This is a genomic window from Lentilactobacillus kefiri (assembly GCF_007989105.1).
GTDB lineage: Bacteria > Bacillota > Bacilli > Lactobacillales > Lactobacillaceae > Lentilactobacillus > Lentilactobacillus kefiri.
Genome location: NZ_BJVK01000003.1, coordinates 51833 through 66132, shown reverse-complemented (window position 1 = coordinate 66132; position 14300 = coordinate 51833). Strand labels below are relative to the sequence as shown.

Below are 14300 nucleotides of genomic sequence, written 5' to 3'. Positions count from 1 at the left end.
TTCAAAAAATTCAAAAAAGTTGTAAAAAAATCTGATGTTAGAAGATATAACGTGTATAATATCCGTTAAGGGAAACCCAACAATTAACTTAGGATGACCTTAAAAACGATGACTATGGAGGCATTTGATGAAAACTGCTGATGATATTCGTAAACTAGCTAAGGACGAGGAAATTGAGTATTTAAGAATGACTTTCTCTGACCTCAATGGCGCACTAAAGAACGTTGAGATTCCGATTGATCTGCTGGATGCTGCTCTTAATAACAAAATTAAGATTGATGGCTCATCAATCACTGGGTTCTTACCAATTCAAAACTCAGACATGTACTTATACCCTGATCTTGATACCTGGACTGTATACCCTTGGATCACCACAGGTGGGAAGACTGCTGCACTAATTTGTGATGTTCACAATAGTGACGGCACCCCATTTGCCGGTGATCCTCGTTTTGTTTTAAAGCGGCTGGATGATACTTTAAATAAGATCGGTGGCGGCCACGCCAATGTCGGAGCTGAGATGGAGTACTTCTTGTTCAAAGCCGATGAAGACGGTAAACCTACAGATCAATTAAATGATCAGGCATCATATTTTGATGTTTATCCAGATGACCGTGGCGAGGCTTGCCGACGTGAAACGGTGAATACACTTAAGTCAATGGGCTTTTCAATTGAAGCGGATCACCACGAAGTCGCACCTGGTCAATGCGAAATTGACTTCAAGTACGACGATGCTGTTAAGACCGCTGATCGCGTTCAATTATTGAAATTGACAACCAAGGCCATTGCCGTTAAGTATGGTTTGCGTGCGACATTTATGCCAAAACCACAAGCTGGTGTCAATGGATCTGGGATGCATTTGAACACATCGTTATTCGATGGTGATCAAAACTTATTTGATGATCCTAAGGGAAATCATGGGCTGTCAGAGTTGGCAACACATTATCTTGCCGGTGTTTTGACACATGCCCAAGCCTTTACAGCCATCACCAACCCAACACTTAACAGTTACAAGCGACTGGTACCAGGATTTGAAGCACCTACCTATGTCGCATGGGCAATCGCCAACCGAACTGCTTTGGTCCGGGTCCCAGATGGTCGTGGACCACAAACCCGATTTGAATTACGAAGTGGTGACCCCGCTGCCAACCCTTATCTTGCAATTGCCGCAATTTTGGCCGCTGGACTGGATGGTATCAAGAACAAGTTGACACCACCAAAGAATGTTGAAGATAGTATCTACGACATGTCTGAAGAACAACGAACCGCTGCCCAAATTGTTCAGTTGCCATCATCCTTACCTAAGGCCTTGGCAAAATTGGAGGCTGATAAGGCACTTACAGATTCCATGGGAAGTGTTATTCCCAAGTATCTGCAGATCAAGCAGGATGAATTGACCCGCTTCCAGATGAGTGTGACTGACTGGGAAAAGAAAGCTTACTTCAACGTTTAATTGAAGTTTCCTGCTCGATCATTCGATAATTTCAAAAATTATTTTTGAATTTCATGTTGACAATTAAAATTACATGAGTTAAGTTATAACCACATTAAAATTTGATTGAAAAAATGCAGCGATGAGGAGAGTAGTTTTGCCAAATCATTTCAGGGAGTCCCGCTAAGTGAGAAGGGATAATGGTTGGTAAAGTGAAAGTAGCCTCTAAGCAGTAGATGCGAAGAAAGTGAGTATCTACGGTGTGCACCCCTTAAAGTGCCAGTGTATTGTCATTAATTTGGCTGTACATGATGAGACGATTTGCGTGAGCAGGTCGTGAATTTAGGTGGTAACACGCGTAAGCGCCCTTAATCTTAGAAATAAGATTAAGGGCGCTTTTTTTAATCAAAAATAAAAATAGGAATTGGAGAGTGATTTTTATGAAGTTTGCAATGATTGGTGCAGGAGCAATGGGTTTACGTTACGGAATTTTACTACAGGAGGCCGGCAACGATGTTACTTTCATCGACACATGGCAGCCACATATTGACAAGATTCGGGAACAGGGTGGCGTATATGTTATGCGTGATCATAAAGATCGCCATTTAACAAAGATTAAGCTTGAAACTCCTGAAACGTTTGACGGTCATCCTGATATGTTCATTTTCTTTACGAAACAAATGCAGCTCCAAGATTACCTGGACCGTTGTCAGCACTTCTTTCATAAAGATCAATATGCTTTTACGGCAATGAATGGGATGGGGCATATCGAAAAGCTGCAAAAATACTTTGCCGATGACAAGATCATTGGTGCCACTGCCCTAATTGCAACAGTTCTTCCCGGTCCCGGTGAAGTTGACTTTATGGGTAAACGAGGTGCCGGCAAGATGAACATGTGCCCACTTAATGAAAAGCCGGACGCCACTTGTAAGGAGCTTTTCAACCAACTTCAAAAGGCTCAGATGAATCCGACATTAACCGATGACTTTACTGGAACATTGATGACCAAGGTTATCTTTAATTCAGTTATCAACACGATTTGTACAATGTTTGAGCTCCCCATGGGTGAATTTGGTAACTTCCCAGGGGCCTATCAAATGGGTCGTCAGTTAATTGATGAAGCTTACGACATCTGCGCTCGAGCCGGTATCAAGCTGGTATCAAGCCGTGATGAAGAAATGGCTGCTTTGGATCACAACACCCGAATCGATATGCCACTGCATTATCCTTCAATGTACCAGGATATGACCAAAGATCGACCAACCGAAGTTGATTACATCAATGGCTATATTGCAGATCTTGGTCGCAAGTATCACTATGAAGCCAGCACTCATTTGTTTGTTACCCAAGCGGTTCATCTGGCCGAAATTCATCGTCAAAACCTTGCCAAACAACGGGCAATTAAAGCTAAACAGACTGAAACCCAAACTGCTGAGCAGGCTCAGACAGCATAGAAGCCAAGCGAATGAACACGATATTTGGCAGCTATCTTTTTAAGCGTCGTGAAAAGAATCGCTTGTTGTTCACGAGTGCCGGAGATTTCCAAATAAAATGAGTACACGCCAAGTTGGGTCTTGACCGGCAGTGACATCAAAGTGACAAGATTGAGTTCGCTTTTAGCAAAATAACCCAAAATGTCATAGAGAGTGCCGGGGCGATCGTTGAAGGCTGGTGTTATGAACAAGGGTGCTTTGAAATGGTCAGTTGCCAAGTGTTCATGTGAGATCTTTTCAAGATCGGCAGGATGAGATTGGAAAATGATGAATCTCGTACTGTTGTCATCCTGATCAGCAACGTTGTCCATCATCAGTGGAAACGATAAATCTGTCATTTGAGATTGAGGGATGATTGCTGCATCACCGGATTGACCCGCTTGAAATTTTTCTAACGAAATCATATTGGAAGAGGTCGTGATAATTTGAACATTGCGCATTGAAGTCAGAAGTGTCTGGCATTGACCCTCTGTTTTAAATTGAACATAGATTCGTTTGATTTTACTTAAATCAGTCACATTGGCCACCAAGCCAAAATTGACTGGAATCGTAATTTCACCAATTTCCGTTACGTCAGCAGATTGTAGACGCTGAAGGGTGGCGGACACATAACCATCAAGCTGATTTTCCAAAGGCAACAGACCGATATTTTCACCGGAGACAGCTTGATAAACCTGATCAAAAGTGGGGTGGTAGTCAAAAATTATGTTGGATAATGGCTGGGTTTTGAGATAAGCTTTTGCGGCGGCGTCGGCAAAGGTGCCAGCGGGCCCAAGAACTGAGAATTTCATTGTTTAACCACCTTATTAGTAGGATTTGAATAATGAGCTTATTATCTCATATTGAATTGAAAATGAATGACAAAAATGAATGATAAAAATGAAAGAAAGCATTCTTGATTTGTGTGGAACAATCGACACATTTTGGGAATGCTTTTTAAGGACAATTTTGTGGTCATTTATGACGGCTATTCCTATTTATTAAACAAGAGTAAAGTTGTTTGACATCGCTGTGCTCAATAACTACCATAAACATTAACACTAAAGGAGCGTAACGAAAATCAATGAAACTATCAAATATCAAATCATCATTTAAAACCTTTATTCTGCCGCTAACGGCGATTACCGCAGGCAGTTTTTGGATTAGTCTCAAGTTGTTTGATATAGCTTTCAAACGAGTAGACTACGTGCCCGAGACTTCAAAGGAAAAGCAGCAGTATGCGGATCAGTATTACGAATATGTCGATTGGTTCCACAAAATGCCCTCTGAAGAGTGGTATTTAAACCGTAACGATCCTGACAAAAAGATGGTTGCAACTTATATTCCAGCCGAAGGGATTTCCAAGAAGACGGTGATCATTGCTCATGGATATAAAGGTAATCGTGAAACAATGGCTAATTACGCGCAAATGTTTCACAACATGGGCTTCAATGTTTTGACCCCGGACGATCGTGGCCATGGTGATAGTGCCGGCAAGTACATCAGCTTTGGCTGGCTTGATCGGCTGGACTATCTCAAGTGGATCGACCAGGTGATCGATCACGTTGGCGAAGACAGTAAAATTCTGTTATTCGGTGTCAGCATGGGTGGCGCAACGGTTGAAATGCTCTCGGGGGAACGGCTTCCCACCCAGGTTAAAGCAATTATTGCCGACTGCGGATACTCCAGTATCAAGGAAGAATTGACCTATCTATTGAAGAAACAGTATCATTTGCCTGAATATCCTGTCGAACCGATGGTGAGTGAAATTAACAAACGGGCTGCCGGGTTTGGCCTCAACAGTGCCTCTTCGGTTAAACAGTTGGAGAAAAATAAGCTGCCGATTCTCTTTATTCATGGAGGCAAAGACACTTATGTGCCATCTTCTATGGCTTACGAAAACTACAAGGCAACTCACGCACCCAAGCAGCTTTGGATTGTCCCCAATGCGACGCATGCTGAGAGTTTCTGGTATGATCCGGTGGCCTATAAGCGTCGGGTACAAGAATTTTTAAAAACCTATTTTTAATTAAATATCAAAGAGAAAGTGTCAGGCGGAAGATTCTGCCTGGCATTTTTATTTTCTATAAGTCCGGTTATTATTATTTTCGAGCTTACAGTAAACCAATTTGTAATACTTACGAAAAGTAAGTCTAAATGTTGGCATTCCATTTTCAGCATGCCTATAATTAATAGTTGAAACAGGGATGTCAAACGCTTACATTTTGACATCATATCTATTAAAGGAGATTTTGCTATGACTAAGATGATTGCAGGACAAGCTTTAGTTAAGGTTCTTGAAAACTGGGGCGTGGATCACGTCTATGGAATTCCCGGCGGTTCAATTAATCATACTGTCGAAGGACTCTACCTTGAAAAAGATAAAATGAAGTACATTCAAGTTCGTCATGAAGAGGTTGGCGCAATTGCCGCTTCTGCCGATGCCAAATTCACCGGTAAGATTGGAGTTGCCTTTGGATCAGCTGGTCCTGGTGCTACTCACTTGTTTAACGGACTTTATGATGCCAAGATGGATCACGTTCCTGTATTGGCTTTAATTGGGCAAGTTCCTCAAGCAACAATGAACACCAATTACTTCCAGGAAATGGATGAAACGCCAATGTTTAGTGACGTAGCCATCTACAATAAGCAGGTAACAACTGCCGATCAGATTCCTTACGTTGTTAACCAGGCAATTAAGGAAGCATACCGTCAAAAGGGTGTTGCGGTTGTTATTTTACCTGAAAACTTAACTTCAGAAGAAATTGATTACGCACCAACTAAGACCCCATTAACGGTTGCCGATGACTTCAAACAATCAGTTGATCCCAAAGCTGTCAAAGACACTTTAAAGATGATCAAAGAAGCTAAGCACCCATTAATTTATGCTGGTCGTGGCTTGCTTGGCGCTCGTGATACTTTAACCAAGTTCTCCGAGCAATTCAACATTCCAGTTATGAACAGTGTTCCAGCAACTGGTGTTATCAGCACTGATCATCCAAACTTTATTGGAACGACTGGTCGACTTGGTACCAAATCAGGATTTGAAGCAATTCAAAATGCTGACTTGATTCTCTTCTTGGCTTCTGAATATCCATTTGCCAACTTCTGGCCACAAGATACCAAGATGATTCAAGTTAACAACAACCCTTACGATATTGGTAAGCGAATTGATGTTGATTATGCCGTTATCGCTGATGCCAAGAGTTACCTTCAGGCAATGATTGACTCTGGCGAAAGCCGTCCAAAGGATGCTTGGCTTGAAGCCAACCAGGAAAACAAGAAGAACTGGGATAATTGGCTTAATTAATTGGCCGATGATGACAGTGATGGTTTGAACGCTGAATCGGTTACCAAGAAGATTGCTGAAATGGCAGGACCAAATGATACTTACGCGGTTGATACTGGAAATGTTTCAGAGTGGAGTGTTCGTGGCTTACCAATGAATAAGAACCAACGCTTCGCAATTTCCGGCTTGTTTGCCACTATGGGCTTTGGCCTTCCTGGTGGAATTGCCGGTGCATTAAGTGTTCCTGACGGCCAAGCATGGTCACTTTCTGGTGATGGTGGCTTCTCAATGGTTGTTCAAGACATCTTGACCCAAGTTCGTTCCGGCTTACCAGTTATCAACGTGGTCTTCTCAAATGATCGCTTTGGCTTTATCTGGTACGAACAAATGCAGACAAAGCAACACTTCTATGGTGTTGATTTGAATGATGCCGACTGGGCAAAGGTCAGCGAAGGACTTGGTGGGATTGGCTTTACTGTTAAGAGCATCAAAGATCTTGACGAAGTATTTGCTAAGATCAAGGATCTCCAAGCTTCCGGCAACAAGAAGCCAATTGTGATTGATGCCAAGATTAAGCAGGACGATCCTGTGGCAACTGCCTTCATGCCTCTTGATTCAGAGAAGTATGGTGAAAAGACTGCCGAAGGATTTGCAAAGCAATATCACATTGATCGTAAGCAACAACCATCATTGGAAGAATTATTAAGAGAAAAAGAAAAGTAACAAGCAGATATTAAAACGAGCACTCTTGGTGAGTGCTCGTTTTTTGCGTTCTTTACAGAAATGTTACAAAGATGGTTATCGATCAACCTGGCTTTAAAATGGCTGTTTGGACGCCTGAAAACAATTGATATATCAACGTATTAATGATTATTAAGATCGTGCATAATCAAACTGTAACCGTTATTTTAATATTTAATAAAGGCCCAAATATTACACGAATGTTTCGTTGACATCTGTTTGTAACGTGGCATAATAGATTTAATCGTTAAGGGAGGTCGTAATGACTATGAAAAAATTTGCAACAATTATTAGCGTAGCTTCACTTGCTTTGCCACTTGCTTTTGCAGCTCCACTTGCCGTCTCAGCAGTAACTGCTCCAACCGCAGTCGCAGCTAAGACAAAGGGAACTACTTACACTGTCGCAAAAAATGGTGTTAAGAACTTTAAGGCACGTTCATATCACATTAAAAAGAACATTGCTTTATATAAAGGCACTCTTTCTAAAAATCACAGCAAGATTACCTTTACTCGAAAAGGTAAATTGACTAAACCAGTTACCTATAAAGTAACTCGTTCAGTTAAGGTTTCTGCAACCAAGAATTCAAAAGCAAAGACATTCTTGTATGTTAAAGGCTATGGATATGTCTTCGCATCACAAATTGCTAAAGGCAAGTATTTACCAGCCGATTAATTTAAATTGAAATAAATAAACAAAGCTTCATCCTTCTATAATCAGGTCAAGGGCAATGTCATTTGCACTTGGCCTTTTTATATTGGACAATGAATTTTCCTGCTCAGGCATTTTATTTATTGACACTAAGTCATGGAGTATGGTGCAAACGGGACCTGATCGAATGACTGTGGGGTGGCCTTTATTAATGTCGTGATTATTCAACTGGTCATACACCACTTTGAAAAGAGATAATTTGGGCTGAGTTGGATTATACTAGTGTTGTGGAGGCATTAATATGACAGATAAAAGGCCAATTTTAACTTTGATTACCGGAGCCGATAGAGGGATCGGCTTTGAGACTGCGATGTCACTAGCCAAAAAGGGTCAGCATATTTTGCTGGGTTCCCGTAACATGGTGCGTGGTAAAAAAGCAGTCGATAAAATTAGGCAGGCTGGATATGACGCCGAACTCTTGATTCTAGATGTAACTGATCAAACTGATATTGATCGAAATAAGCTGATTGTGAACGAGAAGTTTGGCTATCTGGATACCTTAATCAACAATGCTGGTATCGCTTTGGATAATCATGAAGATGCCGCAACACTTTCTACGAATGTGATTCGAAAAGAATTTGATGTTAACTTTTTTGGGACGGTTAGCATGATTCAGGCGTTTATTCCCCTGTTAAAGAGAGCCAAGTCCGGAAAAATTATTAATGTATCCAGCAATATGGGCTCTCTCGACCTGGCTTCGGACCCAAATTCGAAATTTTACAATGTCAGTTCCTTAGGCTACCAGTCCTCAAAAGCAGCCGTAAATTTTGCTACGATTACTTTTGCCAAAGAGTTGGCGGATACCAACATTACCGTTAATTCGGTAAATCCAGGCTGGACGGCCACTGCATTCGGAGGACGAGATACCAAACAGCCCGTGCCGGATGGAATGCAGACTGTTCAAGAAGGGGCACGACAGATTGTTAAATTAGCGAGTGATCCTCGAAATGATTTGAACGGAACATTTACAGAGAATGATGGCAGTTTGCCATGGTAATAAAAAAGAGGCTGGGAAAAATCCCAGCCTCATTTTCTTTGTTCAATCAATTAAAGTTCTACGCCGTTTACGATGTAGTCTGGCTTATCGCCTTTATCCATTGCAACGGTATTTTTAGCAACAATCTCAGCCATTGCGTCACGGGCTTCAACGGTTGCGTTACCGATATGTGGCGTTAAGATAACGTTCTTCAATGACTTGAAGCCATCGTCAACTTTAGGTTCGGCTTCATAAACGTCCAAGCCGGCACCGGCAATTTCATGGTTCTTCAATGCTTCAAGTAACGCAGCTTCATCAATCAATGGACCACGAGCGGCATTGATTAACATTGCACTGTCTTTCATTTCCTTGAATTGTTTTGCTCCCAGCAAATGGTGGGTTTCAGGGGTTGCGGGTGCATGAAGTGTAATGACATCAGCATTCTTAACGATGTCATCAACACTGGCGAATTTGGCACCCAACTTTTCCTCAGTGGCTGGATCGAGTTGGTGACGTTGGTTGTAGAGAATCTTCATGTCAAATGCATGCATTCTCTTGGCAACGGCTTGGCCAATTTGACCCATTCCAATGATTCCCAAAGTTTTCCCGGCCAATTCATGGCCTAGGAAGAATAGTGGTGCCCAGCCGGTGAAGCCCTTTGTCCGCATCAGTTGGTCGCCTTCAACAACCCGGTGAGCCAAGCTGATCATTAATGCGCATGCGACTTCAGCCGTTGAAGTGGTCGAAACCTTTGGGGTGTTGGTAACGGGGATGCCTTTTGATTTGGCATACTCGGTATCAATATTATTAAATCCGGCACCATAGTTGGCAATCAACTTCAAATTTGGTGCGGCGTCAATCACATCAGAATCAACTTTTGTGGAAAGTGGCGTGATCAAAAAGTCCTTATCGGCAACCCGTTTGCTCAACTCATCCTTTGTGATGAGGTTTTGACTATCATCAAATACATCAATATCCAATCCGGCATCCTTGAGAATGTTCATTGCGTGTTCCGGAATCCTACCTGCGATTAATACTTTTGACATAAACTCACTCCCTATCAAATATTTCATACAGCTATATTATAGGGCATGAAGGGGTTGGATTGGGACCGCTTCCTCTTTTTCTTTGAAATAGAAATTCCAATTATTTTAAGTTTACATGTTGACATGGTTATGACAGAAGGTTAGTATAATTGTTAAATAATTAGAAAACACTGTGAGAAAGTTGAGTAGCGTTGTGACATCCTGAAGCGAGCTTCGTTTGGTGAGAGGAAGCAGGATCAACGACGTGAAAATCCCTTTTGAGCGATGTACCGAAGAATGATAAGTAACGTACATTGGTGACACCCATTATCGTGTTAGCGTATCGCTTCTTTGAGGCCGTACGTGAAAGGCAGAGTTAGTGATAATTCTGCAAATATAAGGTGGTACAGTGCAGTAGGCGCCCTTAGTTCAGCATTAGCTGGAGTAAGGGCGCTTTTTATTTTCTTCAGGACATAGTTTTCTAATAATCTATTTTAAGAAAAGAGTTGGTGGAAATGAAATCTCAGATTGATATTAGTCAGATTAAAATCGAAATTCGCAAATTTTTAGACATTAAAGGAGAAATACATCTATGGAAAAATTACACGACTTGAATCCAAAACCATTACGAAAACGTGATTACTTTTTAGTGAGCTCCATGCTCTTTGGCCTGTTCTTTGGTGCCGGCAACCTGATCTTCCCAATTCATTTGGGACAGCTTTCCGGTGCTCATTGGGTACTGGCAGCCCTTGGCTTTCTGGTAACGGCGGTGCTGTTGCCATTGCTCTCAGTGCTGGCTGTCAGTGTGACCCGTTCAGAAGGGGTTTATGATATCGGTAAACCACTGGGCCCGGTCTTTGCTTTGGCCTTTATGGTCATGATTCACGCGACTATCGGTCCGTTATTTGGAACACCTCGGACTGCGACAGTTCCATTCACCGTTGGTGTTCAGCCATTATTGCCATCATCGATGGCCCACGTTGGCCTGTTGGTATTCTCGGCAGTATTCTTTGGATTGGCCTTCTTGGTTTCTTACAAAGAATCCAATGTCATGACATCAGTTGGTAAAGTTTTGAATCCTGTCTTTTTAGTGCTATTATTCAGCGTTTTTGCTTTAGGATTTGCCAATCCAATGGGCGTTGCCGGCAAACAGGCAGTGACAGCCGCCTACAAGAGTAACTCATTTTTCAACGGTTTTCTCCAAGGCTATAACACAATGGATGCCTTGGCTGGCTTGGCATTCGGGGTTACGGTTGTGACTGCCGTCCGTCAACTTGGTAAAACCAAGCCCAGCAGTAATGCCAAAGTGACTGCCAAAGCCGGTGTCTTTGCCACTGCGGCAATTGGTTTGATCTATCTCGGCTTGATCTGGTTGGGTTCAACCACCCTTTCAACTTACAAAGTTTCCGCTGACGGTGGGGTGGCGTTTAACCAGTTGGTTACCTATTATCTCGGTGGCTTCGGTCATGCCTTGCTGGTAACCTTGCTGACCGTTACATGTTTGACAACCGCCGTTGGGTTGGTTGCTGCTTTCGCTCAGGATTTCCACAATCATTTTTCAAAGGTCAGCTACCGCGGGTGGTTAGGATTCATGTGCCTGGCATCGTTTGGAACTGCCAACTTTGGTCTTGATACCATCATCCAATGGTCAACACCAATGCTGATGTTCCTCTATCCATTTGCGATGGTACTGATCTTGTTATCAGTCTTCTCACCATTGTTTGACCGTGATCCATTGGTTTACGCTTTGGTCGTTGGGTTCACGACTGTTCCAGCTCTGTTGGATATGGTTGCAGCATTCCCACCAGTTGTTAGTCAAAGTGGCTTTGGTCAAGCATTAGGTGCTTTCCAACAACACGTTCTACCATTCGCAAGTTTGGGGATGGATTGGGTTGTTCCAGCAGCCGCCGGTGCCGTGCTTGGACTGGGATTGCATTTTCTCCGTCCAACTTTGGGCAGAGCAAAAGCTGCTTCTTCAGAAGAAAATAATGATTAATTAAATCGTTCGTAATAATCCAAAAAGATCATTGGGCATGCCATTTCTGACAGCTCAATGATCTTTTTGCGTTGGTAAATAGTATTTTATAAATTAGTAAATGCACCATTCTCCTGTAGTAACTTCACGAATCCAGGGACGGTGTCTTTTCTGTTCCAGTCACGCTGTAACTCACACAATAATTGTGGAATGGTAATCAGGTGAGCACCTGCTTGTTCAACACGTCGGAGTGCCGTTTCGTGGGCAATGGTGGAAGTGCCACCAACTGCGTCGACAACCGGATAGACATCGTAGCCTTCAGCGAGTGCATCTAAAGTTGGGAAGGTTAGGCATGCTTCAGTCCATAAGGCCAAGATGATAATCTTCTTTCGGCCAGTGGCTTTGATTGCTTCATTGTAATCTTTATCTTCCCAGGCGTTAATTGATGAACGGTCATAGGAAGGGATGTCGCCAACAACGTCTTTAATTGGTTTGACGGTATCCGAGTTACGTTGGTTATGGGCGTTTACAGTTGATAGAATGATTGGTAAATTGAACAATTTAGCGGTCTTTGCAACCAACGAGGCATTTTCAAGCAGATCTGAATGCCTCATTGAGCCAATTGATCCGACTTGAACCGGTTGGTAATCAATAATTGTTAATAATGAATTGTCAGGTGATAATAAGCGGTCATCTGTCCCTCGTTTGTCAAAACTTGTCATAGATGAAATCCTCCTTATTCATAAATCAATACTGTCTTCTGAATTCGCTTACATCATACAACCATCGGTAGGCTGATACCACTAATTGCATCTCGACCATGATGGCTCGGAGAAGGGGGGCTAAATGTTGAAAAAAATACCCTAAAGACTAACATAGAAAGTAGACACGAAAGATATAAATAACAAAAAAAGCGGCGATAAATAAGATGTTTAAGAAAGTATTTTTAACAGTTTTTACAATCATGGTGACAGTATTGGCACTCGGAAGCATCAACACTCAGGCGAGTTCCAGTAAGCTCAATAACTACATAGCGAGTCACAATATAAAGCACAATAAAGTATCGAGTAAAGTGTGGGGCGGCTTTCCCCACTATAAATATCGTCATGGCAAGAACAAGCCTGAAGGGGTCGTTGTTCACGAGACGGGTAATCCCAATTCAACAATTTTTAACGAAATTGCTTATATGAAGAAAAATTACCGGAATGCGTTTGTCCACACATTTGTTGATGACGATCACATCATTAATATCGCTAGTACCAAGTATCTCTGCTGGGGTGTCGGCTATCCGGGAAATGCCCGGTTTGTCCAATTTGAACAGGTTGAAATGCACAGCAAGAAGAGCTTTGCCAGTGAAGTGGAAAATGCTGCATACTACACGGCTTATATTTTGAAGAAATATCACTTAAAGCCAAATGATGCTTGTTACGATGGCAAGGGGACTGTCTGGTCTCACAAAGCAGTTGCCCATTATCTTGGCGGGTCTGACCACACCGATCCGGCTGGTTATTATAAGAATCGCGGCAAAAAATATTTTCACCAGTCATATACTATGAAGCAGTTCTACAAGCTGGTTTTGACGAATTATGGCAATTTGTAATGTGATTAATTAAGTAAAAAAGTGAATAACTGCTTTACAACCATAACCTTTTAGATTATTATCAAAGAGTAACGATTACGATTTAAAGAGGAGAGGATATTTCATGTTACATAAGTTTTCAGGTTTAAAGGCAGTGCTGCTAGCCGTTCTGGTTGTTGCACTTGGAATTGGCCTGGCTGGATGTTCAAGCAAATCATCATCCAGCAATGGAAAGATTAAGATTACCGCAACGACTGACTTTTATGGTGAGGTTGCCAAGAAAGTTGCCGGCAATAAGGGTGATGTTACATCAATTATTACCAACCCCAACGTTGATCCACATGATTATCAACCATCAACCAAGGTTGCAAAAGAAACCGTTGGTTCAAAAATCGTGATTGCCAATGGAATCGGCTACGATGGCTGGATGAGCAAATTAGTAAAGGATTCCAACAAAGTCGATTACATCAGAGTCGGTGAAGATTTGATGGGCAAACAAAATGGTGATAATCCGCATCTTTGGTATAATCCAGCAACCATGCCTAAGTTAGCAAACACAATTGCTGCCAAGTTAGGTAAGATTCAACCAAAGAACAAGGCTTACTTCAAGAAGAACGCTAAGAAGTACATTGCTTCATTGAAGCCGGTTAACGCCAAGATTGCTCAACTTAAGAAGATTGCTGCAACTAAGCAGAACAAAGAAGTTTATGTCAGTGAACCAGTCTTTGACTATGCACTTCAAGCAATTGGATTTAAAGTTGGTAACCCACAATTTGAAAACGATACTGAAAAGGGTGTCGATCCATCACCTCAAACGATTCGAACAATGCAAAATGGCATCAAGAATCACAAGATTGCCTTCTTCGTATTTAAAAAGCAAGTTGATAGCAAGACAGTTAATAATTTGGTTGCCTTAGCTAAGAAGAATAAAGTTCCAGTATTGCCTGTTACCGAAACGTTACCAGCCAACAAAGATTACGTCAGCTGGATGGATTCACAATATAGTGAATTAATTAATATCCTTAAATAATTGAGTAAAGAAAAAAGTTCGAGACGGTTATTGATCGTTTCGAACTTTTTTGTGTTTCGGGACTGTTGGTGTTTG

General features: G+C 41.9%; 11 protein-coding genes and 1 pseudogene. 9 read left to right on the top strand and 3 right to left on the bottom strand.

All coding sequences use genetic code 11. From position 1 onward, the window contains the following. Window positions 1-127: 127 nt before the first annotated feature. Window positions 128-1450 (top strand): type I glutamate--ammonia ligase, encoded by a 1323-nt coding sequence (gene glnA / locus LKE01_RS01965; protein ID WP_054768765.1) that lies wholly within the window; start codon window positions 128-130, stop codon window positions 1448-1450. Window positions 1451-1869: 419 nt separating this feature from the next. After that, window positions 1870-2883, top strand: coding sequence for a ketopantoate reductase family protein (locus LKE01_RS01960; protein ID WP_054768764.1), 1014 nt, complete (start codon window positions 1870-1872; stop codon window positions 2881-2883). Here the strand turns inward: LKE01_RS01960 and LKE01_RS01955 are convergent. Further along, a complete protein-coding gene (locus LKE01_RS01955) occupies window positions 2871-3713 on the bottom strand; it encodes a prephenate dehydratase (protein ID WP_056983047.1) in 843 nt (280 codons plus the stop codon). The two genes, LKE01_RS01960 and LKE01_RS01955, sit on opposite strands and share 13 nt — an antisense overlap. A gap of 272 nt (window positions 3714-3985) precedes the next feature. Between LKE01_RS01955 and LKE01_RS01950 the strand changes: the two genes are divergently transcribed. From LKE01_RS01950 to LKE01_RS01935, 4 genes and pseudogenes are all read left to right on the top strand, one after another. After that, the gene (locus LKE01_RS01950; RefSeq protein WP_054768763.1) at window positions 3986-4930 is read left to right on the top strand and encodes an alpha/beta hydrolase; all 945 of its coding nucleotides are present in this window, start codon (window positions 3986-3988) and stop codon (window positions 4928-4930) included. 228 nt (window positions 4931-5158) lie between these two features. After that, window positions 5159-6913, top strand: a pseudogene (gene spxB, locus LKE01_RS01945) (pyruvate oxidase). 286 nt (window positions 6914-7199) lie between these two features. Next, on the top strand, window positions 7200-7604 hold the full coding sequence (locus tag LKE01_RS01940) for a hypothetical protein (protein WP_054768807.1): 405 nt from the start codon (window positions 7200-7202) through the stop codon (window positions 7602-7604). A 277-nt stretch (window positions 7605-7881) separates the two neighbouring features. Further along, window positions 7882-8637, top strand: coding sequence for an SDR family NAD(P)-dependent oxidoreductase (locus LKE01_RS01935; RefSeq protein WP_056983049.1), 756 nt, complete (start codon window positions 7882-7884; stop codon window positions 8635-8637). Between the two features lie 50 nt (window positions 8638-8687). Here the strand turns inward: LKE01_RS01935 and LKE01_RS01930 are convergent, their stop codons facing one another. Next, the gene (locus tag LKE01_RS01930; protein ID WP_054768762.1) at window positions 8688-9662 is read right to left on the bottom strand and encodes a 2-hydroxyacid dehydrogenase family protein; all 975 of its coding nucleotides are present in this window, start codon (window positions 9660-9662) and stop codon (window positions 8688-8690) included. Window positions 9663-10233: 571 nt separating this feature from the next. On the opposite strand from LKE01_RS01930, the gene brnQ reads away from it, so the two are divergent. Continuing rightward, on the top strand, window positions 10234-11637 hold the full coding sequence (brnQ, locus tag LKE01_RS01925) for a branched-chain amino acid transport system II carrier protein (RefSeq protein ID WP_056983051.1): 1404 nt from the start codon (window positions 10234-10236) through the stop codon (window positions 11635-11637). 86 nt (window positions 11638-11723) lie between these two features. Here brnQ and LKE01_RS01920 read toward each other — a convergent pair whose 3' ends face one another. After that, on the bottom strand, window positions 11724-12338 hold the full coding sequence (locus tag LKE01_RS01920) for a hydrolase (protein WP_056983053.1): 615 nt from the start codon (window positions 12336-12338) through the stop codon (window positions 11724-11726). Window positions 12339-12544: 206 nt separating this feature from the next. Between LKE01_RS01920 and LKE01_RS01915 the strand changes: the two genes are divergently transcribed. Both LKE01_RS01915 and LKE01_RS01910 read left to right on the top strand, forming a co-directional pair. Then, complete coding sequence (locus LKE01_RS01915; RefSeq protein WP_095347819.1) at window positions 12545-13216, top strand: peptidoglycan recognition protein family protein; 672 nt, start codon at window positions 12545-12547, stop codon at window positions 13214-13216. A 103-nt stretch (window positions 13217-13319) separates the two neighbouring features. Then, complete coding sequence (locus LKE01_RS01910; RefSeq protein WP_056983057.1) at window positions 13320-14225, top strand: metal ABC transporter solute-binding protein; 906 nt, start codon at window positions 13320-13322, stop codon at window positions 14223-14225. Window positions 14226-14300 lie beyond the last annotated feature (75 nt).